This window comes from Apibacter sp. B3706 (assembly GCF_011082725.1).
Classification (GTDB): domain Bacteria; phylum Bacteroidota; class Bacteroidia; order Flavobacteriales; family Weeksellaceae; genus Apibacter.
The window spans coordinates 758,006-781,847 of record NZ_CP049715.1; the positions used below are offsets into that span (position 1 = coordinate 758,006).

25 protein-coding genes are annotated in these 23,842 nt (G+C 31.5%); 18 read left to right on the top strand and 7 right to left on the bottom strand.

From position 1 onward, the window contains the following. Positions 1 to 13: 13 nt before the first annotated feature. Positions 14 to 1,018, bottom strand: a complete 1,005-nt coding sequence (locus tag G8C41_RS03350; protein ID WP_166006107.1) for a PASTA domain-containing protein — start codon at positions 1,016 to 1,018, stop codon at positions 14 to 16. A 137-nt stretch (positions 1,019 to 1,155) separates the two neighbouring features. Between G8C41_RS03350 and G8C41_RS03355 the strand changes: the two genes are divergently transcribed. The 9 genes from G8C41_RS03355 (at position 1,156) to G8C41_RS03395 (ending at position 9,468) form a co-directional block, all read left to right on the top strand. Then, positions 1,156 to 2,136, top strand: a complete 981-nt coding sequence (locus G8C41_RS03355; RefSeq protein WP_166007663.1) for a D-alanine--D-alanine ligase — start codon at positions 1,156 to 1,158, stop codon at positions 2,134 to 2,136. 2 nt (positions 2,137 to 2,138) lie between these two features. Next, positions 2,139 to 2,600: a pantetheine-phosphate adenylyltransferase gene (gene coaD, locus G8C41_RS03360; protein WP_105297745.1), complete on the top strand. Its 462-nt coding sequence runs from the start codon at positions 2,139 to 2,141 to the stop codon at positions 2,598 to 2,600. Between the two features lie 210 nt (positions 2,601 to 2,810). Further along, positions 2,811 to 3,626, top strand: coding sequence for a MotA/TolQ/ExbB proton channel family protein (locus G8C41_RS03365; RefSeq protein ID WP_160543221.1), 816 nt, complete (start codon positions 2,811 to 2,813; stop codon positions 3,624 to 3,626). Positions 3,627 to 3,707: 81 nt separating this feature from the next. After that, complete coding sequence (locus G8C41_RS03370) at positions 3,708 to 4,319, top strand: ExbD/TolR family protein (RefSeq protein WP_105297743.1); 612 nt, start codon at positions 3,708 to 3,710, stop codon at positions 4,317 to 4,319. Between the two features lie 36 nt (positions 4,320 to 4,355). Continuing rightward, positions 4,356 to 4,892, top strand: coding sequence for a biopolymer transporter ExbD (locus tag G8C41_RS03375; RefSeq protein WP_105297742.1), 537 nt, complete (start codon positions 4,356 to 4,358; stop codon positions 4,890 to 4,892). A 15-nt stretch (positions 4,893 to 4,907) separates the two neighbouring features. Then, positions 4,908 to 5,750 (top strand): energy transducer TonB, encoded by an 843-nt coding sequence (locus tag G8C41_RS03380; RefSeq protein ID WP_160543223.1) that lies wholly within the window; start codon positions 4,908 to 4,910, stop codon positions 5,748 to 5,750. Positions 5,751 to 5,945: 195 nt separating this feature from the next. Next, positions 5,946 to 6,632 (top strand): succinate dehydrogenase cytochrome b subunit, encoded by a 687-nt coding sequence (locus G8C41_RS03385; RefSeq protein WP_160543224.1) that lies wholly within the window; start codon positions 5,946 to 5,948, stop codon positions 6,630 to 6,632. A 22-nt stretch (positions 6,633 to 6,654) separates the two neighbouring features. After that, complete coding sequence (locus G8C41_RS03390; RefSeq protein WP_160543225.1) at positions 6,655 to 8,670, top strand: fumarate reductase/succinate dehydrogenase flavoprotein subunit; 2,016 nt, start codon at positions 6,655 to 6,657, stop codon at positions 8,668 to 8,670. 21 nt (positions 8,671 to 8,691) lie between these two features. After that, positions 8,692 to 9,468, top strand: coding sequence for a succinate dehydrogenase/fumarate reductase iron-sulfur subunit (locus G8C41_RS03395; protein WP_105297739.1), 777 nt, complete (start codon positions 8,692 to 8,694; stop codon positions 9,466 to 9,468). 237 nt (positions 9,469 to 9,705) lie between these two features. Here the strand turns inward: G8C41_RS03395 and G8C41_RS03400 are convergent, their stop codons facing one another. Continuing rightward, complete coding sequence (locus G8C41_RS03400; RefSeq protein ID WP_160566317.1) at positions 9,706 to 10,830, bottom strand: GNAT family N-acetyltransferase; 1,125 nt, start codon at positions 10,828 to 10,830, stop codon at positions 9,706 to 9,708. Between the two features lie 126 nt (positions 10,831 to 10,956). Between G8C41_RS03400 and G8C41_RS03405 the strand changes: the two genes are divergently transcribed. The 9 genes from G8C41_RS03405 (at position 10,957) to cysK (ending at position 18,444) form a co-directional block, all read left to right on the top strand. Continuing rightward, positions 10,957 to 11,661 carry a zinc metallopeptidase gene (locus tag G8C41_RS03405; protein WP_166006108.1) on the top strand — a complete coding sequence of 235 codons (705 nt, stop codon included), beginning with the start codon at positions 10,957 to 10,959 and terminating at the stop codon, positions 11,659 to 11,661. Positions 11,662 to 11,685: 24 nt separating this feature from the next. Next, positions 11,686 to 12,735, top strand: a complete 1,050-nt coding sequence (gene aroB, locus G8C41_RS03410; RefSeq protein WP_166006109.1) for a 3-dehydroquinate synthase — start codon at positions 11,686 to 11,688, stop codon at positions 12,733 to 12,735. A gap of 165 nt (positions 12,736 to 12,900) precedes the next feature. Continuing rightward, entirely contained in the window at positions 12,901 to 13,242 is a 342-nt protein-coding gene (gene rpsF / locus G8C41_RS03415; protein WP_105297735.1) for a 30S ribosomal protein S6, read from the top strand. Positions 13,243 to 13,245: 3 nt separating this feature from the next. Next, on the top strand, positions 13,246 to 13,551 hold the full coding sequence (rpsR, locus tag G8C41_RS03420) for a 30S ribosomal protein S18 (RefSeq protein ID WP_055425972.1): 306 nt from the start codon (positions 13,246 to 13,248) through the stop codon (positions 13,549 to 13,551). A 20-nt stretch (positions 13,552 to 13,571) separates the two neighbouring features. After that, complete coding sequence (rplI, locus tag G8C41_RS03425) at positions 13,572 to 14,036, top strand: 50S ribosomal protein L9 (RefSeq protein WP_105297734.1); 465 nt, start codon at positions 13,572 to 13,574, stop codon at positions 14,034 to 14,036. A 124-nt stretch (positions 14,037 to 14,160) separates the two neighbouring features. Next, a complete protein-coding gene (locus G8C41_RS03430) occupies positions 14,161 to 15,261 on the top strand; it encodes a Nif3-like dinuclear metal center hexameric protein (RefSeq protein WP_166006110.1) in 1,101 nt (366 codons plus the stop codon). A 310-nt stretch (positions 15,262 to 15,571) separates the two neighbouring features. After that, positions 15,572 to 16,348, top strand: a complete 777-nt coding sequence (locus tag G8C41_RS03435; RefSeq protein ID WP_105298147.1) for a zinc ribbon domain-containing protein — start codon at positions 15,572 to 15,574, stop codon at positions 16,346 to 16,348. A 321-nt stretch (positions 16,349 to 16,669) separates the two neighbouring features. Further along, entirely contained in the window at positions 16,670 to 17,491 is an 822-nt protein-coding gene (epsC, locus tag G8C41_RS03440; protein WP_160566308.1) for a serine O-acetyltransferase EpsC, read from the top strand. A gap of 38 nt (positions 17,492 to 17,529) precedes the next feature. After that, complete coding sequence (gene cysK, locus G8C41_RS03445) at positions 17,530 to 18,444, top strand: cysteine synthase A (protein ID WP_160565037.1); 915 nt, start codon at positions 17,530 to 17,532, stop codon at positions 18,442 to 18,444. A gap of 72 nt (positions 18,445 to 18,516) precedes the next feature. On the opposite strand, the gene G8C41_RS03450 is transcribed toward cysK, so the two are convergent. The 5 genes from G8C41_RS03450 to G8C41_RS03470 form a co-directional block, all read right to left on the bottom strand. Then, positions 18,517 to 20,223: a phospho-sugar mutase gene (locus G8C41_RS03450; protein WP_166006111.1), complete on the bottom strand. Its 1,707-nt coding sequence runs from the start codon at positions 20,221 to 20,223 to the stop codon at positions 18,517 to 18,519. A 24-nt stretch (positions 20,224 to 20,247) separates the two neighbouring features. Continuing rightward, the gene (locus G8C41_RS03455) at positions 20,248 to 20,958 is read right to left on the bottom strand and encodes a GIN domain-containing protein (protein WP_166006112.1); all 711 of its coding nucleotides are present in this window, start codon (positions 20,956 to 20,958) and stop codon (positions 20,248 to 20,250) included. 1 nt (position 20,959) lies between these two features. Beyond that, the gene (locus G8C41_RS03460; RefSeq protein ID WP_166006113.1) at positions 20,960 to 21,922 is read right to left on the bottom strand and encodes a glycosyltransferase family 2 protein; all 963 of its coding nucleotides are present in this window, start codon (positions 21,920 to 21,922) and stop codon (positions 20,960 to 20,962) included. Continuing rightward, positions 21,888 to 22,475 (bottom strand): DUF4199 family protein, encoded by a 588-nt coding sequence (locus tag G8C41_RS03465; RefSeq protein WP_160566296.1) that lies wholly within the window; start codon positions 22,473 to 22,475, stop codon positions 21,888 to 21,890. Before G8C41_RS03465 ends, G8C41_RS03460 begins: the two co-directional genes overlap by 35 nt. A gap of 185 nt (positions 22,476 to 22,660) precedes the next feature. Continuing rightward, entirely contained in the window at positions 22,661 to 23,839 is a 1,179-nt protein-coding gene (locus G8C41_RS03470; protein ID WP_166006114.1) for a carcinine hydrolase/isopenicillin-N N-acyltransferase family protein, read from the bottom strand. Positions 23,840 to 23,842: the final 3 nt, after the last annotated feature.

The window sequence follows — 23,842 nt, forward strand, 5'->3', positions numbered from 1 at the left end:
AAATCTATCCTAACTATTCCAATATTACTCTCTTAGGTTTTTTCGGAGCATCATCTTTTGGAAGATGAACAGGTTGAGCCGAATTTTCTTGAATGTTAGAACTATTATTAGTAGTGTTAGTAGTTTCGTTAGAAGAAGGAATATTTTGATGATGGTTAGAAGAATTATTAATATCATGAGAATAATTAACAGAGTTCAAAGAATCGGAATATTTATGAATGTTAAATGTTTGATCCAATTCTCTGATCTTTTCTCGTAAACTACTCAAAGGTTTATCACTAAGATATAAATCTATGGGTTGACCTTGATCATAAATAAATGAAGGAGCAGGCACTTGATAATAAACACGATTGTTTTCTGTTTTGGCAGGATCATCATAGGTTATATTACCAATTGAAAACAGGTTTTCTGTAATCAGTTTCTTGGCTGTTTCTTCATTTAAACCAATAAAATTAGGTACGGAAACATTTTTGGCAAGGCTTTTTGCCAATACAATAGTTAAAGGAGAAAAACGGGGTAACGTTAAACCCGGTTGTACTTCTTTACCTTTATATAATAATTTTAGAACCGTATTTGTTGCCAAACTTGGTTCATAAATCGTATCGGTAACTTTTAATCCGACTAAGTCTAATTGACTGAAAGCTAAATATTTATATTTTCCGATAACATTAGGTACCGTTACAGGTTTCCATGTTTTGGCATTGGCTCGGATAAATATTCTTCTGCCTTTTTTAACATGCGAACCTATTAGAGGATATATATCTAAAATTTGATATGATTTATATTTAGGATCATACTTAGAAGTATCAATCTCATATTCCAAGTCATTATCTTCAAGCTTAACTACTGCTTGATCCAGAGTTAAATTATTTAAATTAGGAACTTCCACTTGAACACCGTGATTTGTGTAAGCATTCAACCATAGAAAGGTTCCTTGTAAAAGTCCAAAAAATATTACTATAGCTAGAATAATGCTGACCCAAAATTGCCAAGATCCTAACAGTTTTAAGAATTTCATACTTACATTTTACAAAGCAAATATATAAATAATAAAAATATTATGGTTTATTAGTTAAAAATATGTTTAATTTTGTACGTTCTAACTCTAAATAACAATAAATAATTAATTACTATTATAATAATTGAAATTTTATGATGACAGTCGGAATTGTAATGGGAGGCTATTCTGAAGAAAGTAACGTTTCTTTAAAAAGCGGTGATTATTTTTATTCTCAAATAAATAAATCAAAATATACTGTCTTTAAAATAACCATTTTAAAGGACGGATGGAATGTCATTATAAATGATCAATCATATCCTATAAATAAAGGAGATTTTAGTTTTCAGTTAAATGAAAAAAAAATCCATTTTGATGTGTTGTTAAATACAATACATGGAAATCCGGGTGAAAACGGATTGATGCAAGCTTATTGGGAATTGCTGAATATTCCCTATTCAGGATGCTCTTTTTATAATTCTGCATTAACATTTAACAAAAGAGATACTTTATCCGTACTTAAAAAATTTAATGTTTCAGTAGCCAACTCAGTTTATTTAAATCAAGGAGATCATATAGATGTTGATTCTATTATTGAAGAAGTAGGTTTGCCTTGTTTTGTAAAACCCAATCAGTCGGGATCAAGTTTAGGAGTATCAAAAGTGAAAAAAAAGGAAGATTTTTTAACAGCCTTAGATTTTGCATTTAAAGAAGATAAAGCCGTATTGATAGAAAGTTATTTAGAAGGTAGAGAAGTTCAAGTAGGAGTATTTAAAAATCAAGGAGAAGTGGTTGTAGTAAACACAACCGAAATAATTTCCAAAAATGAATTTTTTGATTACGAAGCCAAATATTTGGGAGCATCAGAAGAAATAACTCCCGCTCCTATTTCAGAAGAAGAAGATAAACGAATAAGAGAGGCTGCGGCCCATATATACAGATCTTTAGATATGACCGGGTTTTCAAGATTAGATTTCATAATAGTTGATGGAACTCCCTATTTCTTAGAAATTAATACAACTCCCGGATGCTCACCGGCCAGTATATTTCCACAACAAGTTAAACAAGCAGGGTTGGATTTTTCGGAATTATTAGACAACGAAATTTCAATTGCATTACAAAGATTTGAAAATAAATAAACATGGAAAGAGTAGCAGTATTTCCTGGTTCTTTTGATCCAATTACCTTAGGACATTCAAATATAATTGAAAGAGCTGTCCCATTATTTGATAAAATTATTGTTGCCATAGGAAATAATTCCAATAAACAATATATGTTTCCCTTAGAAAAAAGAATGGAATGGATACGTGAGACAGTTAAAATATTTCCTAATGTAGAAGTTGACTCTTTTGATGGGCTTACGATTGATTATTGTGCAAAAAGAAAAGCTCCTTATATTATTAGAGGTCTTAGAAATCCAGCAGATTTTGAGTTTGAAAAAGCAATAGCACATACCAATCGCACATTGGCAAAAAAATCTGTAGAAACCGTATTCTTTTTAACATCATCCGGAAAATCTTTCATAAGTTCAAGCATTGTAAGAGAAATAATGAGATATAACGGAGATTATGAAATATTAGTGCCAAAAGCAGTTAGAATATAAATTTATTATTAAAATAATATATAACTAAGAACGGCTGCTAAGATTTTTTGTGAAATCAATATTCTTAAAATAAATATAGTTCGATTAATGAAGGAAGAATGTTAATAATATCTAGTAAAACTTAGATAAAAATTATTGCTTAGTTAATTTTTTTGTATTTATTTTACGTGATATTTTTACGAATAGTTAAAAAATTAATTTATATATCAGATGGAAAAACAACAATTAACCCAAACAAATTCAAAGACTAGAGTAGGAGGATTAAATCCTTTTATTACGATCATTATTTTAATAGCTATAGGAGAATGCATTTATCACTTTGTACTAGGTGCACCTTCAAACTTTAAAGGTGATACTACCGATAGCGACCCTAAAACGTTTATGGGTATTATCCATAAAGGGGGTGTGATTGTTCCTTTTTTGATTTCCTTTTTACTTATGGTTATCGTATTTTCAATTGAAAGATTTTTTATCATTGGAAAAGCGGAAGGAACAGACAGCTTAACAAAATTTGTAAATGATATCCGTGTATTATTAGATAAAAACGATATCAATAATGCCATTTCATTATGTGATAAACAAAAAGGTTCTATAGGAAATGTAGTAAAAGAAGGGTTAATTTCATATAGAGCATTAGCTAATGATACAACTTTAGATAAAGAACAAAAATTAGTTTCATTAAACAAAACATTAGAAGAAGCTACCTCATTGGAAATGCCAATGCTTGAGAAAAATATGACTATTTTAGCAACAATAGCATCAATCGGTACATTAGTTGCCTTAATGGGAACCGTAATCGGTATGATCAAAGCATTCTTTGCATTAGGTGAAGGAGGTGGGTCTCCGGATGCAGCTGCTTTATCAGTAGGTATATCTGAAGCCTTAGTAAATACTGCATTAGGTATTGGTACTTCAGCACTTGCTATAATTGCTTATAACTATTTTACATCAAGAATAGATACTTTAACTTTCAAAATTGATGAAATAGGTTTAAGTATTCAACAGTCTTTTTCTGCTCACCATTAATTAAGTTTCTAATTTTCTTTAAAGAGTAAAGAAAATTAAAAAGATAAGATTAAAAATTATTTTAAAAACTTAAAAAATAATATGGCAAGAGTTAAACCAAAAAGACACGGGATACACATAGATATGACGCCAATGAGTGATTTGGCGTGGTTGCTGTTAACGTTCTTTATCTTGACAACACAATTTAAGCCTAAAGAAACGGTAACCATTGATCCGCCTTCATCTATATCTCAAATTAAAGTCAGAGATCATGGAATGATGAAGATATCTATAACTTCAGATGGAAAATACTATTTCTCAATGGATGAGGAAAAATACAAAGTTCAATTGCTCGATGCAATGGGAAAGAAGTATGGCATCAATTTTACGGATAGAGAAAAAAGCGAATTTAAAAAATTAACGGATTTCGGGGTATCAATAACCGGTCTTAAGCAATATTTAAATATTCCGGAAGGACAAAGAGAATCTGTAAAAGTTCAGGGAATACCTGCAGACAGTGCAAAACCTGAAATTACCGATTGGGTTTTTGAAGCTAGAGAAATAGCTAAGAAAAATGGCGATTCATTAGACTTAGGGATCAAAGGTGATGTTAATACGCAATATCCTGTATTTAAAAATCTTTTATCTAGATTACAGGAGAAGAATATGAATAAATTTCAATTAATTACGTCAGCCGAAAGTAAACCGGAATAATGTAATTAAATTAACCCATTAACGAAAAAGAAAAATATGTCAGCAGGCGTAGATACAAGTAATAGTGGAAAAGGGGATGGAAAGGTAAGGGCTAAAAAAATGAACCTTAATGTGGATATGGCACCGATGTGTGATTTAGGTTTCCTTTTAATTACATTTTTCATGTTTACAACCACATTCAGTAAACCCAATATCATGCATTTAAACATGCCACCCAAGGTTGAAATCCCCCCTTCTAATATTCCTGAAATTAAAACAAAGAATTCGTTAACTATAATTTTAGGAAAAGACGATAAAATATATTGGCATCAACAGGAACAACAGGATTTAAATGCTTCCACTCTGATAGAATCCGACTATTCAAAAGAAGGAATACGTAAAGAAATATTACGAGCTCAGAAACAAGCAGATCAAAATAAATTCACTGTAATTATAAAACCTACCGATGATTCAAGTTATAAGAACTTGGTGGATATATTAGATGAAATGGAAATTACTAATTCTGATCGATACGGAATTAAAGAGCTTTCTTCAAAAGAAAAAGCAGTATATAAAGAAAAAGTTAATAACTAACGAAAAATTAAAAGAATGGCAGAAAATAATATGAAGTCCTTAGACGACATAGTTTTTGAACATAAAAATAAAGACTATGGAGCCTATTGGATAAGAAATACAGAAAGAAAATATCTGACAAGAGCATTTATTATAGGAACGGCTATCTTTATTGCATTCGTTTTGTTATTATATTTTTATAACAGATGGCAAGCTAACAGCGGAGAAGTACAAAAGGCGGTAAATATTGAATTAACGGATATACAAACTCCTGAAGAGGAAAAAGAAGAAATCTTTGAACCTAAAGATGAACCGCCACCGCCACCACCCGTGCAGCAAGATGAAGTAGCTCAAGTAAAAATGGTTATCCCTGAACCTAAAAAGGTTGTGGTTAAAGAAGAAACCGTTCCTAAAGTTCAAGATACCAAAGACAAGGCAATTGGATTAGAAGATAAAGAGGGAAAAAATACAACAGATGCAGCCATATCTCATGGACCTAAAAATGATGTACCACCGGCACCACCACCGCCAATCCCTCCAGCAGATCCTAACAAAGTATTTACTCAAGTAGATCAAGAAGCCGAATTTAAAGGAGGAGGATTGAAAGAAGTGAGTAAATTTATTGCCCGTTATATGGAATATACAGATCGAGCAATAGATAATGGAACTGAAGGGAAAATAACCGTACGTTTCGTGGTAGAAAAAGACGGTAGCGTAACCGATGTTCAGGTTGCCGGTAAAAAATTGGGTGACGGGTTAGATGAAGTAGCTATTGCAGCTATTAAGAAAACCAGTAAAATGTGGACTCCGGCCAAAGTAAATAATCAACCGGTAAGATCTTATTTTAGAGTACCCGTAGCATTCAGATTGCCACAATAATTTTATAATTATTTACAATAATAGTAAAACTATCTCTTTTAGAAAGAGATAGTTTTTTTGTTTTTATATACAATTATATTCGGATGAAATAAATTATTTAGATGCATTCTAAAAGAACGAAAGGTGATATAAGTCATAACACACAGGGTTAGACGTTTTTTAAATTTGTATTCCAAAATTAAACATTAAAGTATTATGACAAGATTTTACTCTTCCTCCATAGGAAGAAAGTTTATGATGGCTTTAACAGGCTTTTTTCTCATGATTTTTTTACTGGTGCATTTAGGAATAAATTTAACTCTATTTGCAGGTAATACAGATAATGAAGGAAAATTATTGCCTAAAGAAGAAGTGATTTTTAATCAGGCGTCACATTTTATGGCAACTAATCCCTTAATCCAGATCATGCAATATGTACTGGCTTTTGGCTTTATCTATCACATCTTCTTAGGTATTATATTAACCTCCAGAAATCAAAAAGCAAGAGGAAAAGAACGTTATGCCGTAAATCAGTTTTCAGCAAACACTCCTTTTAATTCAAGAACTATGATTTATACAGGGTTGTTAATTTTAATATTTTTATTATTACACCTTTATAATTATTTTGTTCCCATTAAATTCGGTACGGTAGGAGATGATTATTTATTAGTGACAGAATTATTTAAAAGTCCGGTATATACCTTAATATACGTCTTGGCTTTTATATTTTTAGGATTGCATTTAAGTCACGGATTTGCATCTTCTTTCCAGTCAGTAGGATTTAATCATAAAATTTATACTCCTGTTATTAAAATACTGGGAAAAGCATATTTTATATTTATCGCAGTTGGATTTGCCGCAATTGCAATTTATTTTTACTTCAAAGGCAATGGTTTAATTTAAATTATTTTAAGAAAATACTATTATGGGTATAAAATTAGAATCAAAAATACCGGAAGGAGATATCCATGAAAAATGGAAAAATCATAAAGATCATATGCGTTTGGTTGCGCCCAATAACCGAGGAAAAATAGATATAATTGTAATAGGTACAGGATTAGCGGGAGGTGCAGCAGCAGCATCGTTAGCAGAGATGGGGTATAATGTAAAAGCTTTCTGTTATCAAGATTCTCCACGACGTGCGCACTCCATTGCAGCTCAAGGAGGGATCAATGCAGCTAAAAATTATCAAAATGATGGCGACAGCGTTTACAGATTATTTTATGATACAATTAAAGGAGGAGATTACAGAGCGAGAGAAGCAAACGTATACAGACTAGCTGAAGTTTCCAATTCAATCATAGACCAATGTGTGGCACAAGGAGTACCTTTTGCAAGAGAATACGGAGGATTATTAGATAACCGATCATTCGGGGGTACACAGGTACAAAGAACCTTTTATGCAGCAGGACAAACCGGACAGCAACTATTATTAGGCGCTTATTCCGCAATGAACAGACAAATAGGTAAAGGGCGTTTACAAATGTTTAATAGACATGAAATGCTTGATCTAGTAGTGGTTGATGGAAAAGCTCGTGGAATAATAGCCAGAGATCTGGTTACCGGAGAAATACAAAGACACTCTGCTCACGCGGTTGTTATTGGATCGGGAGGATACGGAAATGTATTTTTCTTATCTACCAACGCCATGGGATCGAATGGAACAGCAGTTTGGAAAATACATAAAAAAGGAGCCGCCTTTGGTAATCCTTGTTTTACACAAATTCACCCAACTTGTATTCCGGTTCATGGTGATCAACAATCCAAATTAACCCTAATGTCAGAATCTTTAAGAAATGACGGGCGAATTTGGGTACCTAAAAAAATTGAAGATTCACAAGCTATACGTGCAGGAAAATTGAAACCTACTGAAATAGCTGAAGAAGACAGGGATTACTATTTGGAAAGAAGATATCCGGCTTTTGGAAATTTAGTTCCAAGAGATGTGGCTTCACGTGCAGCAAAAGAACGATGTGATGCAGGATACGGAATCGAAAATAATGCTACAGGAGAAGGAGTTTATTTGGATTTTTCTTCATCTTTTGTAAAATATGGTAAAGAAAAAGCAAATGAGCTGGATATTCACAATCCATCACAAGAAGAAATTATTAAATTAGGAAAAAAAGTAGTTGAAGAAAAATATGGAAACTTATTTACCATGTATGAAAAAATTACGGGTGATAATCCATACGAAACTCCAATGAAAATATATCCTGCAGTACACTATACAATGGGAGGAATTTGGGTTGATTATAACCTAATGAGTACCATTCCCGGTTGTTTTGTAACGGGTGAAGCTAATTTCTCTGATCATGGAGCTAACCGCTTAGGAGCGTCAGCCTTAATGCAAGGGTTAGCCGATGGGTATTTTGTTTTGCCGTATACTATTGCTGACTATTTAGCCGATGATATACGTACCGGACCGATATCAACAGACTTACCGGAATTCGTAGAAGCTGAAAAACAAGTCAAAGATAGAATTCAACATTTTCTAACCAATAAAGGAACTAAAACCGTTGATTATTTCCATAAAAAATTAGGTCGTGTCATGTGGAACAAAGTAGGTATGGCTCGGGATGAAAAAGGATTAAAAGAAGCAATCTCTGAAATAGAAGAAATCAGAAAAGAATTTTGGAGAGATGTTAAAGTACCGGGTTCCGATAATACGATTAATATGGAACTTGAAAAAGCGGGTAGAGTGGCAGATTTCCTTGAATTAGGTCAATTGATGGCCATGGATGCATTAAATAGAAATGAATCATGCGGAGGACATTTCCGAATTGAATACCAAACAGAAGACGGTGAAACGCTGCGTAATGATGAAGAATATTCTTATGTAGCCGTTTGGGAGTATAATGGTGAAGATTTAAATAAAGAAATTCTGCATAAGGAAGATCTAAATTACAAATACATTAAAATAGCAGCAAGAAATTATAAATAACCTGTAAATAAAAATAAAAAAATGGCAGGAAAATTATTAAACCTAACACTAAAAGTTTGGAAACAAGCAGGTAGGGGACAAAAAGGAAAATTTGAAGAATATAAATTAGAAGGAGTATCTACTGAAAGTTCATTTTTAGAAATGTTAGATATGCTAAATGAGCAATTAGTAGAACAAGATAAAGAACCCGTTGCATTCGATCATGATTGTCGTGAAGGAATATGCGGAATGTGTTCACTATATATAAATGGAAGGGCTCATGGTCCGGATCGAGGAATAACCACTTGTCAATTACACATGAGAATGTTTAATGATGGTGACACTATTGTTATTGAACCTTGGAGATCAGCAGCTTTTCCTGTAATTAAAGATTTAATTGTTGATAGAACTGCATTTGACAGAATTCAACATGCCGGAGGATTTGTTTCTGTGAATACTTCAGGAAATACAATTGATGCCAATGCGATACCAATTGAAAAAGAAAAAGCAGATAAAGCATTTGCTGCAGCCGCTTGCATTGGTTGTGGAGCTTGTGTGGCTACTTGTAAAAATGGATCAGCCATGTTGTTTGTTTCTGCTAAAGTTTCTCAATATGCATTATTACCTCAAGGTAAAATAGAAGCTACCCGCAGGGTATTAAATATGGTTAGAAAAATGGATGAAGAAGGATTTGGTAACTGCACCAATACAGGAGCTTGTGAGGTTGAATGTCCTAAAGGAATTTCTCTTGAAAATATAGCCAGAATGAACAGAGAATTTCTACATGCCAGTATTGTAAATGATATTAAGGCAGAATAATTGTCAAATATTTTTAAGTATAATTTACAGTTCGAAGCGTACGTTTCGAACTGTTTTTTATTTTATAATTTAATCTACTATACTAATATTGTATATCAATACTAACCCGAAAACTATTTATCCCAAAAAATTTTAAAGGTATATTACAAGCTTAATTGATCCGTAAACGTTAATAATTTTTCATAATTATTATAATTCAGAATTACCTTTGGTAAAATTTCAAATAAATTGAAAATATTATATTTCCTTATAATATGTTTTCCTCCTTTTATGATTAATAGGATTATAATCCTTCCATAATAATTGAATACTTTTATTATCTGCTAATTCAGGATTAGTTTCCAAATATTTAACTCCTTTATTGTTAAATAAATCAAAGAATTCTTTCAAAACAATGGCAGTAATTCCTTTCTTTTGATAATCGGGATGGATTCCTATCAAATAAAAATTAGCCCATTCATTATTTTTGGAAGCTCTAAGTAAATGATACCATCCGAAAGGAAATAATTTCCCTTTCGCTTTTTGTAAGGCTACTGAATAGGAAGGCATGGTTATGGCAAAACCCACTAAATTATTACTTTCATCTGCAATACAGATTACATAATCCTTATTTATAAATGGAATGTATTTTTCCTTATAATATTGTATTTGCTTATCTGAAAAGGGAACATAAGTAGGTAAAACCTTGTAAGTATCTTCTAACAATTTAAAAATTTCGTCCGCTCGCTCAATTAATTCATCTTTCGTTTTAAACTGTAGAGATTTTAGTTTATATTTTTGCTTTAATAAGTCGGAGAACCGAATGACTTTATCCGGTAATTCTTTAACTACTTCAATGTAAAATTCAACCCATTCATTAGCTTCAGTAAAACCTAATTTTTTAAAATGATCATGATAATAAGGAAAATTATAAATACCAATCATAGTTGCTAATTTATCATATCCTTTACTTAAAAATCCCGCCTTATCAAGGTTAGTAAAACCAACAGGTCCTTCAACTCGTTGAATACCCTTTTCCTCAGCCATTTCATAAGCTTTATCTAAAAGTCTTTTGGTAACTTCAAGATCATCTATAACATCAAACCAACCAAATCGTAGTTTCTTTATACCGGAAAATTTTTCCTCATTTTTATTGATAATCAAAGCAATTCTTCCAACGATTTCATTATCCCTGTAGGCAAGAAATTTTTTACATGTTGAAAATTCAAAAACAGGATTTTTAGTTTCGTCGAAAATTGCCATTTCTTCAGAAATTAGCGCCGGTACATAATAAGGATTATTCTTATAGAGTTTAGTTGGAAATGTTACAAAATTTTTTAAATCTGATTTCGTGACAACCTCGTTAATACTAATTTTGTTCATGTACTGTTAGATTTACAAGTCTTTTTGGTTTTACAACTAAAAAGTTATAATTTTAGCAAATATACTTAGTATAAATTAATTTTAAAATTTACAAGAATAATAAGTCTATAAAGAATTTAAACAATTATGGTAAACGATCCCATTTATTTATTAATAACAGCAATTATTTTCATAGTAAGTACGATTGTTCAAGGACAATTAAAATCAAAATTTGAAAAATATTCCAAAACAAGGTTATCCAATGGTTTGAGCGGAAAAGAAATTGCAGAAAAGATGTTACGAGATAATGGAATAACCGATGTTAAAGTTACATCAACTCCCGGAATGTTAACAGATCATTACAATCCGGTAAATAAAACCGTCAATTTATCTGAAGGTGTTTATAACCAGCGGTCTACAGCCGCAGCAGCGGTTGCTGCTCATGAATGCGGACATGCCGTACAACATGCCGTTGGATATTCCATGTTACAATTACGTTCCCAACTAGTTCCCATAGTTAGTATTAGTTCTAAATTTCTACAATGGGTATTATTAGCAGGGTTAGCTATTATGGTGTTTTCAGGAAATACGATTGTATTAGGAGTTGGAATAGGTTTATTTGCCATAACTACCCTTTTTGCATTTATCACCTTACCGGTAGAATATGATGCCAGTAACAGAGCATTAAAGTGGTTAGAAAATAATCATGTCGTTCAACCCGGTGAATATGATGAATGTAATGATGCTTTGAAATGGGCAGCAAGAACTTATTTAGTATCAGCTGCCGGGTCTTTAGCTCAATTAATTTATTTTGTCATGATATTTTTAGGAAATAATCGAAGAAATGACTAACTAATAAGCCAATCATAACGAGTTATGAATTTTATAAATCCTATATATTACGGAGTTGAAGGAATCAAAGAAATCAATAAGTATATTCAAAGCTATCAACCTTCCAAAATAGTTTTTTTGGTGGATGAAAATACGCATGAGGTATGCTACCCGAAAATTATTACTGAAATTGAAAGTTCTGCTGAAATTGAAATTTTGGAAATTGATTCAGGAGAACATAATAAAAATTTATATATATGTATAAATTTATGGGAGGCTTTAACAGAACTCAAAATAGATAGAAAAGCCTTGCTGATAAATGTTGGAGGGGGAGTACTTACGGATATGGGAGGATTTGTAGCAAACTGTTACAAGAGAGGAATTCCTTTCATAAATATTCCAACCACACTTTTAGCAATGGTGGATGCCTCCATTGGAGGAAAAACGGGCGTTGATTTAGGCAGTCATAAAAATCAAATAGGTAACTTTGTTTTACCTCAATTAGTCCACGTAGATGTTGGTTTCCTTACTACGCTTCCTACCGAGCAAATTTTAAGCGGTTTTGCAGAAATTATTAAGCACGGACTAATTGCAGATAAAAAATACTGGGAAGAAATAATTCGCTTAGATGATCGTAATCCGGATTATTTAGAACCATTGATAAAAACTAATATTGAAATAAAAAAGAAAGTAGTTTCAAATGATTTTACCGAATCAGGATTAAGGAAAATATTAAATTTTGGTCATACCGTAGGTCATGCAGTAGAAAGTTTCTTTTTAGAAAATAACACCCCTATTTTGCATGGAGAAGGGGTAGCCATGGGAATGATTGTAGAAAGTTATATTTCCATGAAAAAAGGCTTTCTTTCTTATCCCGAATATGAAGAGATTAAGCTATATATTTCCTCCTTGTATCCTAAATTAAATCTCAAGAAAGACTATTTTGATGATATTTTTTCATTCATGCAAAACGATAAAAAAAATGTGAATCGGGAAATTAAATTTGTTTTGTTGGAAAAAATAGGACAAGCAGTTTATGATATTTCTGTGGAAAAAGAACTTATTAAAGAGGCAATTTATTTATATATAGAGTAAGAAGGTTGAATATGGTTTAATTAACCAATTGAGAAAATATAATGAAATTAGCTAACTCTAATAGGTATCACTTTTTTCGATCCATATATGTAGATTTCATTTTGCAAAACCAATAAAAATCTATATATTTGCACTTCGAAAAAAATAATTAAAAAATTTTGATCTATGAATCATTACGAAACTGTTTTCATTTTAACTCCCGTTCTGTCTGATTCTCAGGTAGAGGAAGCAGTTAAATCATTTGAGGCTTTACTCAAAGAAAACAATGCAACTATTGTAAACCAGGAAAACTGGGGATTAAAAAAATTAGCATATCCAATTCAACTTAAAAGAAATGGATTTTACAATCTGATTGAGTTTCAAGCTCCCGGAGAAATTGTTAATACATTAGAATTAGCATTCAAGAGAGATGAAAGAGTATTAAGATTCTTAACTGTGAAATTAGACAAGCACGGGGTAGAATGGGCTAGAAAAAGAGAAGAAAAAGTTAAATCATTAAAAAAATAAGACATGGCAATTGATGAATTAGCAAAACAGGCAGCAGGAGGAAATGTCAGTGAAGTAAAATTCTTAAGTCAATTAGATATTGAGACTAAGACAGAAAAAAAATATTGCCGTTTTAAAAAATACGGTATAAAATACGTTGATTATAAAGATCCTGATTTCTTATTGAAATTTGTAAATGAGCAAGGTAAAATCCTTCCAAGAAGACTTACCGGAACATCTTTAAAATTTCAAAGAAAAGTATCTCAAGCAATTAAAAGAGCAAGACATTTAGCATTATTGCCATATGTTGGAGATCAATTAAAACCTTAATTTAAAGAAAAAAAGAGATCATGGAAGTAATTCTTAAACAAGACGTTGAAAATTTAGGACTAGAGTTTGACGTGGTTAGCGTAAAACCGGGTTATGCTCGTAACTTTTTAATACCAAAAGGATTTGCTTTATTAGCAACTCCTAAAAATAAAGCAGCATTAGAAGCTACTTTAAAAGAAAGAGAAGCAGAAGAAGCAGCTCAAGTTAAAGCAGCTAACGATATCGTTGCAAAATTAAAAGAAGTAGTAGTTTCTATTCCTGCAAAAGTAGGTGCCGGAGATAAATTGTTCGGTTCTATTAACAATTCAGACTTAGCAGAAGCATTAGCAAAAGCCGGAGTTAATGTAGATAAGAAATACATCAAAATTCCTGGAAATACTATTAAAAGATTAGGAAAATATACTGCAAAAATTCGTTTACACAGAACCGTTGAGTATGACTATTCCTTTGATGTAGTTTCCGATGGAGTTGCTGCAGAAGAATAATATACTTGTAGAAAGTAAATACAATAAAAAAAACTGTCAGTTTAACTGACAGTTTTTTTTATTGCTTAAATTCTTGGCTTATTTTATTTCTTATCTTATCTTTGATAAGAAAAATTATTTAAATATGAAAGTAGCAGATGTTGCAGAACTTTTAAAACAACTGGCGCCTGAGTCCAATGCAGAAAACTTTGATAATGTTGGTTTATTAGTTGGAGACCTTCAAGCTGAAATATCAAGCATTTTAATAACCCTGGATTGTTTAGATGAAGTAGTAGACGAAGCAATTCAAAAAAATTGCAATATGATTGTTACCTTTCATCCCATAATTTTTTCGGGTATGAAATCAATTACCGGTAAAAATTACGTTGAAAAAGCAGTTATTAAAGCCATCAAAAATGATATAGCAATCTATGCCATTCATACGAATTTAGATATAGCTAAAGAAGGTGTTAATTATGAAATATGTAAGCGTTTACATATTAAAAACAGTAAACCGTTAATTCCTAAAATTAGAAGCATTAAAAAGCTGCAAACATTTGTTCCTTTGACACATTTTACCCAAGTGCAACAAGCATTATTTAAATCCGGGGCAGGAGAAGTAGGGAATTATAAAAATTGCAGTTTTAGAGTTGAAGGAACCGGCACATTTTTACCAACAGAAAATTCTAATCCTTTTATTGGCAAAAAAAATGTAATTGAAGAAGTACAAGAGGTATTGATTAGTGTAATATTTGAGGATTTTAAACAAGCAACCGTTTTGGAAGCATTACGAAGATCTCATCCTTACGAAGAAATTGCTTATGAAATTTTCACTTTAGATAATGTAAATCAAGAATTAGGAATGGGTAGAATAGGAGAATTGGAAACCTCATTATCTCAAGAACAATTCTTATCATATCTTAAAGAAAATTTGCCTACCTCATGTATTCGCCATTCCAATTTAAAAAATAAACAAGTCAAAAAGGTAGCAGTTCTAGGGGGAGCAGGTAGCTTTGCAATAAAAAACGCGTTAAATGCCGGAGCAGATGTTTTTGTGACGGCAGATATAAAATATCATGAATTTTTCCAAGCAGAAGGAAAAATTCTTCTGGCAGATATCGGACATTATGAAAGCGAGCAGTTCACTAAAAATTTATTGCATAATTATTTACGTGAAAAATTAAATAATATCGATATTTTACTCTCTGAAATAAATACAAATCCGATAAACTATTACTTTAAATAATAGTTGAGTTTTAAAACTCCTTTTTATAAAATTGTGACAATTAATTTAGATCTATCATAAAATATGATATTACAAGATTAATCAACTATATTGTAAATAATAGATGCTAAAAGACTAATTTTTTTCCTTAAGCATATTTTTAATATAAAGAAACTATATTAAATAATAAATTAATAATTTAACTAACCAATGAATGTTCGTTAAGCAAATACCTCATGCTATTGAAACATATTATAAAATTTAGTAACTTTGTAAACTTTAATAAGATATAAAAACATAAATTCCAAAAATAATTATAATCAACCCTATGATAAAGAAAAAAGCAGATAATACTACTGTTGAAGAAAAGTTGAGAGCATTATATGATTTACAAATCATAGATTCCCGCCTGGATGAATTGAGAAACTTAAGAGGAGAATTACCTATTGAAGTGGAAGATTTAGAAAACGATATAGCCGGATTGGAGAAACGAATAGGGAAAATGGAAGATGAAGTAGTTCATCTGAATAATGAGATTAAAGTAAAAAATGAATTAAACAAAAATTCAGAAGCTCAAATAAAAAAATATAAAGTACAGCAAGATAATGTACGTAACAATCGTGAATTTGAAGCATTAACAAAAGAAATAGAGTATCAAGAATTAGAAATTCAATTACAAAATAAAAAAATAAAAGAAATTAATGCTAAAATTGAGTTTAAAAAAACTCAGATAGAAGAACAACGTACCAAATTATCTAATTTCCAAGAACATCTTAAATTTAAAAATTCCGAATTGTCCAATTTGATAAAAGAAACTGAAAAAGAAGAAAATTTCTTATTGGAAAAATCGGAAGAATTTGCTTCTAAAATTGACGAAAGATTATTAAATAGCTATCGTCGTATTAGAAAAAGTTCTAAAAATGGTTTAGCTATAACCAGCATTGATCGTGGTGCTGTAGTAGGATCATTCTTTACCGTTCCTCCTCAAAAACAAGTTGAAATTGCTTCCAGAAAAAAAATTATTCTGGACGAACATAGCGGAAAGATTCTTGTAGATGAATATTTAGCAGGAGAAGAACAACAAAAAATGAAAGACTTATTAAAATAAGATAACAATATCTTTTAAATAAAAAGGCCTATTTCATGTGAAATAGGCCTTTTTTTATTTTAGATAAAATTTTAATTGAAAGAGTTTAAAATGTAAAGAAAATAATTTTTTAAACGTAAAATAGTGGATATTTACACATTAAATCTTATTTTATATTTTATTTATAAAATATATTGGTCTATTATTTGACAATAATTAAATATTATAAAAAAATAAAATAGGTTTTAAAATATTTTTATAGATTTGTTTATCGCAATAATAGGATAGCAAAGATTTATTTAAGGTTCTCTTTCATAAATCAACTATAATCCAAAAATAGTCATGAAAAAGAAAATAAATGAACTTATTGATCGATTAGAACTTCATCCAATCTGTTTACCTATAAATAAAAAAGAATTAGAGCAGGTAGTAAAAATACTATTTTCCAAAATGTTTCCGGTCTGTGAGAGAAAAAATCGACGTAAAATAGAGCAAGAACTTACAACCGTTTATAATATCTTATTGGAAAATATTTCCAAAATTATTAATACTAAGGCTGCAGAATCAATAGTAAATACTTTTTTTGATAAAATACCTTCGATTCAGGAAGCATTATATAAGGATGCAAATGCCTTTTATAAGAATGATCCGGCAGCAGACTCATTGGAAGAAGTCGTATTGGCATATCCCGGTTTTTTTGCGTTGGCAGCTTATCGTATTGCCCATGAATTTCACAGGTTGGAGGTTCCTATAATTCCTCGTATTTTTTCTGAATATGCACATGCTAAAGTAGGTATAGATATACATCCCGGAGCACAAATAGGAGAGAGTTTTTTTTTAGATCACGGTACGGGAACAGTCATTGGAGAAACAACCATTATCGGAAACAATGTTAAAATATATCAGGGAGTAACTTTAGGAGCTTTGTATGTAACCAAGAATCTGTCTAAAGTTAAAAGACATCCTACCGTTGAAGATAATGTGGTGATTTATGCAGGAGCTACCATTTTAGGAGGAGATACAGTTATAGGCCATGATTCGATTATCGGAGGTAATGTATGGATAACAAAATCCATACTTCCTTACACATTGGTGTATTATTCTTCGGAAATGAAAATTAAAACCGTGAAGGATTTTAAAGAACCTATTAATTACGTAATTTAAAACATATAATAACCATAAAATTTCAAAAGCATATTGTCATGAAAATAAATAGCATTTTAGAAGCCATAGGAAATACTCCTCATGTGAGATTACCCAAAATATTTCCTGATCATGAAGTATATATTAAATTAGAAAAACAAAACCCCGGAGGAAGTATCAAGGACAGAATTGCTTTGGCAATGATAGAAGATGCTGAAAAAAGAGGAATTCTTAAACCCGGTGGAACCATTATAGAACCGACTTCGGGAAATACAGGAGTGGGATTAGCATGGGTTGGAACGGTTAAAGGGTATAAGGTTATATTAGTTATGCCGGAATCCATGTCAATTGAACGCAGAAGACTTGCAGCCGCTTATGGTGCTGAATTGGTATTGACTCCCAGAGAAAAAGGAATGAAAGGAGCTATTGAAAAAGCGGAAGAGTTACAAAAAAATACACCAAATTCATTTGTTCCTCAGCAATTTAAAAATCAAGCCAATCCTAAAATACATGCACAAACAACCGCTAAAGAAATTGTTCAGGATTTTCCGGATGGAATAGATGTTCTAATTACCGGAGTGGGAACAGGAGGACATATAACCGGAGTAGGCGAAGTATTAAAACAAAAATTTCCTTCTGTAAAAATCTTTGCAGTAGAACCTACTGAATCTCCTGTTATTGCAGGAGGAAATCCGGGGCCTCATGCAATTCAAGGAATTGGTGCAGGATTTATACCGGAAACTTTAGATACAAAAATTCTTGACGGTTCCATACAAATTACAAAAGATGAAGCATTTAATTATGCAAAGCTTTTAGCTAAAAAAGAAGGAATTTTAGGAGGTATATCCACCGGAGCTTCTTTGGCTGCTGTTGCTAAAAAAATACAAGAATTGAATCTTCCTTCAAATGCTAAAATTTTAACATTCAATTACGATACCGGAGAAAGATATTTTTCCGTAGAAGGTTTATTTTAAAGCGTTTTTATCAAAAAAATAAATGCAAAAAAAATTCCGATAAATACTTATCGGAATTTTTATTTAAATTTTTTATTTTTCTAAAAACTCTTTGATCTTTTGAATTTTATTTTGAGCATGGCTCAATTTGCTTTCAAATTCATCTTTAGAAGATAACGTATCTTGCACGGAGAAATAGAATTTTATTTTCGGTTCAGTTCCTGAAGGTCTACAAGCTAATTTAGTTCCTTTATCTGTGTAGAATATTAATACATTTGATTTGGGAATATCGATTGGTGTTTTTTCACCCGTAATCAAATTTAAAGAAGTGGAAGATTGGTAATCATCTAGTTTAACAATTTTCTCACCTACTAATTCTTTAGGAGGATTACTTCTAAATTCTTCCATCATTTTCGCGATTTGTTCTGCTCCATCTTTACCTTTTTTAACGATTGAAACCAATTCTTCATAATAGTATCCTACTTTGGTGTATATTTCAATCAATTTATCAAATAAAGTTTTACCTTCATTTTTAGCTTCCTGAGCTGCTTCACAAGCAACTAAAATTGATGAAATGGAATCTTTATCACGAACATAATCACTTGGCATAAAACCAAAACTTTCCTCACCGCCGCAAATAAATTTTTCTTTACCTTCAGCTTTTCTAATCAAATCGGCAATCCATTTAAAACCGGTTAAACCTACTTTACATTCTACACCATAATATTTAGCTAAAGGAAAAAAAATGTCAGAAGTAACAATAGTTGAACCGATAAATTGTTTACCGTCTATTTTACCGTTTTCTTTCCATTTTCCTAAAATATAGTCAGTAATAACCGTGTTAGTTTGATTCCCGTTTAAAAGTACTAATTTACCGTCTAAACCGCGTACGGCCACTCCTAAACGGTCTGCATCGGGGTCGGTACCGAATACGATATCAGCATTTTGTTCTTCGGCATATTTTAAAGCTAACGATAAAGCTTCCGGTTCTTCCGGATTTGGGGATTTTACAGTAGGAAAATCTCCATCGGGATTTTTTTGTTCCGGTACAATAAATACATTTTCAAAACCTGCTTCGGCCAAAGCATCAGGCAATATTTTTATGGAAGTTCCGTGTAAGGAAGTATAAACAATTTTTAAGTCTTTTTTACCTTTTAAATAGGAAGTATTTTCAACTGCGGCATGGATAAATTTTTTATCTTCTTCTTCCCCTAAATAGGTAATTTTGGAATCATCACCGTCAAATTTAATATCGGCAAAATCAACCGAACGAACTTCTTTTATAATAGCAGAATCATGAGGAGGAACAATTTGAGCTCCATCATTCCAATATACTTTATAACCGTTATATTCCGGTGGATTATGAGAAGCTGTCAATACAATCCCTGCATCGCATTTTAAATTACGCACGGTGAAGGACAGTTCCGGTGTGGGACGAAATTCTTTATATAAATAAACATATATACCATTGGCAGTAAGAACATCAGCTACCAATTTAGCAAACGTGTCGCTGTTATGTCTCACGTCAAAAGCTATGGCTACTGTAATTTTTTTATCAGGAAATTGCTGATGCAGGTAGTTAGCCAAACCTTGGGTTGCTTGACCATAGGTATATTTATTCAACCGATTTGTACCTATACCCATAATTCCACGCATTCCTCCCGTTCCAAATTCGAGGTTTTTATAAAAAGCATCATCCAATTCTTTTGGATTAGAATTAATTAAGTTTTGTACAGCCTTTTGAGTTTCTTCATCAAAAGGAGGTTGTAACCATGTTTTTGCAATTTCTAATGAATTCATATAATAATAATGTTAATTTTATAATTATTTAAAATTGATAACCGCGAGATCTTTTTGTTGAATGTTCTTAGCGGGATTACCTATTACTGTTATTTTCGTATTGTCGGATATTCTTCCAACCAATTTGCTTTTTACATTTATTTCTGCAGTGGCAACATCGGAAAGCTCAACATTTGCTTCAGATACTTCTAAAAACGGCGCAGTAAAGTCACTTGTATCACTGGCAGTTAAATGTAATGTATTACTAGTCCCTTTTAAATTTATCTTGGAAACATCGCTCACATTTACATTTAATTCATAGGTAATCACTGTGTTGGCTATAAGTTTAGAAACATCATTTAAATTAATGGATAATTTTGAAACTCGTAATTGAGAGTTTATGTCAACATTAACAAGATCATGAATGTCAAATTTTTCGATCTGAGGATTGTAAACATAGACATTATAGAGATCAGGATCTTTAACGTTATCAATTTCAGAGATAGTTAATTTTCCGTTGGAATCATCAATTTTTAAGTTATCGATCAAGTTCTTATAAGATTCTATTACAATTCTCGGATTATTGCTGTCATATAAATAAATCAATCTATAGGAGCCATTGGCTAAAATTTCTTTTACAGGTCTAATTTTAAGTTCCTTGGTGGTTACTTCTCCTTCTCCTTTAATTGAACGAGAACAAGAAAGTAAAACGATAGATAGTAAACATAAAATGCTATAATGTACTAATTTTTTCATGTTAATTAATATTTAGATATTGTGAAACCGTATAATCATCTTTTTTTCCTCGCTTTAATTGTACGATTAATTCTCCTAAAAATCCGGCAATAAATAACAAAGTACCTAAAATCATCATAGTTAAAGCTATGTAAAACAAAGGATCATTAGTAACCAGTTGAGCAGGAATTTTTTTCCATACTTTTATTAATTTATTGATGCCTATCCAAGCGGAGGATATAAAACCGATAATAAACATTAAAGTACCAATAAAACCAAAAAAATGCATAGGTCTTGTTCCAAAGGTGGACATAAACCAAACGGTAATTAAATCTAAAAATCCGCGTACGAATCGATTGGCACCAAATTTTGATTTTCCATATAGTCGCGCTTGATGAGGTACTTCCTTTTCAGTTATTTTAGTAAATCCCTCATTTTTCGCCAATACAGGTATGTAACGATGCATATCGCCGTGTACGTCGATGGCTTTAGCTACTTCATTTCTATAAGCTTTTAACCCATTATTAAAATCATGCAATTTGACCCCTGAAGTTATTTGAGCGGCTTTATTAAATAATTTAGAAGGAAGGTTTTTTGTTAGAACATTGTCGTATCTTTTCTTCTTCCAACCGGAAACAAGGTCAAATCCATCTTCAACAATCATTTTCCTAAGTGCAGGAATTTCTTCGGGAAAATCTTGTAAATCGGCATCCATAGTAATGATTACTTCTCCTTTCACTACTTTAAAAGCAGCATTTAAAGCTTGAGATTTTCCGTAATTTTTAGCAAATTTAATACCTTTTACTTCCGCATATTGTTGGCTGAATTCTGAAATGATTTTCCAGGATAAGTCGGTGCTTCCATCATCTACGAAAATGATTTCATAAGTATAGTTTTCTTTTTCACATACGGTTTGTATGCGATTCAATAATTCTTGCAATGATTCTGCTTCATTGAGCAGGGGAATGACTATAGATAGTTGCATTAGGTTTTCTGGTTCTAAAAAATATTGACAAAAGTACGGATATTATAAAGTAAAAAAAGTATAGCACACTTAAAATTATGCAGGAATTTTTAAACGTGAAAAAAGATTCCTTTTCAGTTATTCTTGTTTGAATATTGTTTACGTATTCCTTATATTTTAAGGTAATTTCTTCAGTTGGGTGTTCAATGGATGCATATTCGGAAGTAAGATTTTCCAACATTTTATTTAATCCTTGATTTTGCAGAAGTTGTTGTGCATCTTGATCTATATAATTGAAAAATAAAGCTATAAAAAGGAAGGAAAGAGTACCTCCTATAAACATCGTCGTAAATGAATATTGTAAACACGTTAGAAAAGAAAGTTTTTCATAATTAGTCAGTTTATATAGCAAAAGTATCGATGCCAACGTATAAAGAGCAGGAAGAACAAAAAAATTTACCTGAATACTAATTATATAATAATTAAATCCTATAAAGTAAAAATATACAGCAAAAAATAAAATAAGAGTAATTGCTGCCAATAATAATCCGTAATGCGTAGGTTTATTTTTCATATCGATATGAAAGCAAATTTAACGTTTTTTGCCATAATCGAAAAAATATCCTTTATTTATGCTTATAAATCGATTAGATTCCTAAGGATAAAAAATATACACCTGTAGAAATTTTCAATGAAATTTTTTAAAAATTAAAACAGGTGTAATAAAAAATAATTAGCCGGATTGAAAAAAAGAGGTTTTTATCGTGTTAACGGATAATATTTATCATGGATGTATTTATCAATCCAAGAGTAAAAATTAATTAATTCTTTAGTATTAATTTTACCCTCATTTCTCCATTCATTAAGAAGTATGCCCGATTGTTCCAATATTTCATTTTCAATCGATATGAGTTTAGGATAAACCGATACTAAAGTAGGAACATGAATATAATCTGATCCTTCTCCTTTTTGTATGGGAAATAATTTCTTTTTTATTGTAGTGGCCCATTCATCCATTGGTGTCGAATTATTTGAATCAGCGGTTAAAACTTTGGGAAATATTTGATTGGAATTTAACCATAAAGGAATACATACAGAGCCCAACGAAGAACCTAAAATAGTCCAGGCAGTAGTTAGCAAAGGCGTTTCATTAGGTTTAACTCCCTGAATAACTACCACGGATGCTGTATAATAACGAGGTATAAAATCTCTGAAAGCTGAAAATTGTTCAGGATATTTAGTCAAGTCAACTTTGGTCAAACCATGAACTAAAGATCTGGAAACATTTTGTAAAAAGTATTTCGGAGTAAGAGAGTTAGTAAGAGAGGCAGAATATAACAATTCCTGTGCGTGAAGGAATCTACTATATCCTTTACCATCTTCAGGTTTGCCTGAAAAAGAATAATTCGTACGTATCAGATATCCAAACGGTGCTACATCAGGATTATTAGCATCGTATTTAACAAATCCCTGATTTCCTGTTTCATAATAAGCAGCACCACCGTGTGCGTCAATAACTCCGAAATTGGAACTTAAGCGCAAGGGCTTAGGAAGATGAGAAAGTAAGTTTTCAAAATCTTCAAGAGTGGAACAAGTTTCCAGTGCAAGTCTCATTATTTCTCCATCTTGTCTTTGATCCTCTTTCAATTCAGGATAATTGAGGTTATAGCTGTCAGAATTCATGATGGCAAATCCCGCACTATTATGTCCGTTCAGTATATTTTTATTTTCTTTATCCTCGGGGTTAGTCATTCCTATAAAAGAATATTTTCCACGATTGGAATAAACCATTCGACTATGTAGGGTGGTCGTGTCCCTGTTTTTATATAATAAAGGTCTTCCGTCAGGAGTGGCTTTACCGGATATCACGGCAGTTGTACAGCCGGATCCTATTGCCATTGAAAAAATTAAAATAGTTATAAGAAAATATTCTTTCATAGG

Bases quoted from the DNA above. Each gene is read 5' to 3' on its own strand.
- G8C41_RS03350 (WP_166006107.1), bottom strand. From the start codon at position 1,018: ATGAAATTCTTAAAACTGTTAGGATCTTGGCAATTTTGGGTCAGCATT.
- G8C41_RS03355 (WP_166007663.1), top strand. From the start codon at position 1,156: ATGACAGTCGGAATTGTAATGGGAGGCTATTCTGAAGAAAGTAACGTT.
- coaD (WP_105297745.1), top strand. From the start codon at position 2,139: ATGGAAAGAGTAGCAGTATTTCCTGGTTCTTTTGATCCAATTACCTTA.
- G8C41_RS03365 (WP_160543221.1), top strand. From the start codon at position 2,811: ATGGAAAAACAACAATTAACCCAAACAAATTCAAAGACTAGAGTAGGA.
- G8C41_RS03370 (WP_105297743.1), top strand. From the start codon at position 3,708: ATGGCAAGAGTTAAACCAAAAAGACACGGGATACACATAGATATGACG.
- G8C41_RS03375 (WP_105297742.1), top strand. From the start codon at position 4,356: ATGTCAGCAGGCGTAGATACAAGTAATAGTGGAAAAGGGGATGGAAAG.
- G8C41_RS03380 (WP_160543223.1), top strand. From the start codon at position 4,908: ATGGCAGAAAATAATATGAAGTCCTTAGACGACATAGTTTTTGAACAT.
- G8C41_RS03385 (WP_160543224.1), top strand. From the start codon at position 5,946: ATGACAAGATTTTACTCTTCCTCCATAGGAAGAAAGTTTATGATGGCT.
- G8C41_RS03390 (WP_160543225.1), top strand. From the start codon at position 6,655: ATGGGTATAAAATTAGAATCAAAAATACCGGAAGGAGATATCCATGAA.
- G8C41_RS03395 (WP_105297739.1), top strand. From the start codon at position 8,692: ATGGCAGGAAAATTATTAAACCTAACACTAAAAGTTTGGAAACAAGCA.
- G8C41_RS03400 (WP_160566317.1), bottom strand. From the start codon at position 10,830: ATGAACAAAATTAGTATTAACGAGGTTGTCACGAAATCAGATTTAAAA.
- G8C41_RS03405 (WP_166006108.1), top strand. From the start codon at position 10,957: ATGGTAAACGATCCCATTTATTTATTAATAACAGCAATTATTTTCATA.
- aroB (WP_166006109.1), top strand. From the start codon at position 11,686: ATGAATTTTATAAATCCTATATATTACGGAGTTGAAGGAATCAAAGAA.
- rpsF (WP_105297735.1), top strand. From the start codon at position 12,901: ATGAATCATTACGAAACTGTTTTCATTTTAACTCCCGTTCTGTCTGAT.
- rpsR (WP_055425972.1), top strand. From the start codon at position 13,246: ATGGCAATTGATGAATTAGCAAAACAGGCAGCAGGAGGAAATGTCAGT.
- rplI (WP_105297734.1), top strand. From the start codon at position 13,572: ATGGAAGTAATTCTTAAACAAGACGTTGAAAATTTAGGACTAGAGTTT.
- G8C41_RS03430 (WP_166006110.1), top strand. From the start codon at position 14,161: ATGAAAGTAGCAGATGTTGCAGAACTTTTAAAACAACTGGCGCCTGAG.
- epsC (WP_160566308.1), top strand. From the start codon at position 16,670: ATGAAAAAGAAAATAAATGAACTTATTGATCGATTAGAACTTCATCCA.
- cysK (WP_160565037.1), top strand. From the start codon at position 17,530: ATGAAAATAAATAGCATTTTAGAAGCCATAGGAAATACTCCTCATGTG.
- G8C41_RS03450 (WP_166006111.1), bottom strand. From the start codon at position 20,223: ATGAATTCATTAGAAATTGCAAAAACATGGTTACAACCTCCTTTTGAT.
- G8C41_RS03455 (WP_166006112.1), bottom strand. From the start codon at position 20,958: ATGAAAAAATTAGTACATTATAGCATTTTATGTTTACTATCTATCGTT.
- G8C41_RS03460 (WP_166006113.1), bottom strand. From the start codon at position 21,922: ATGCAACTATCTATAGTCATTCCCCTGCTCAATGAAGCAGAATCATTG.
- G8C41_RS03465 (WP_160566296.1), bottom strand. From the start codon at position 22,475: ATGAAAAATAAACCTACGCATTACGGATTATTATTGGCAGCAATTACT.
- G8C41_RS03470 (WP_166006114.1), bottom strand. From the start codon at position 23,839: ATGAAAGAATATTTTCTTATAACTATTTTAATTTTTTCAATGGCAATA.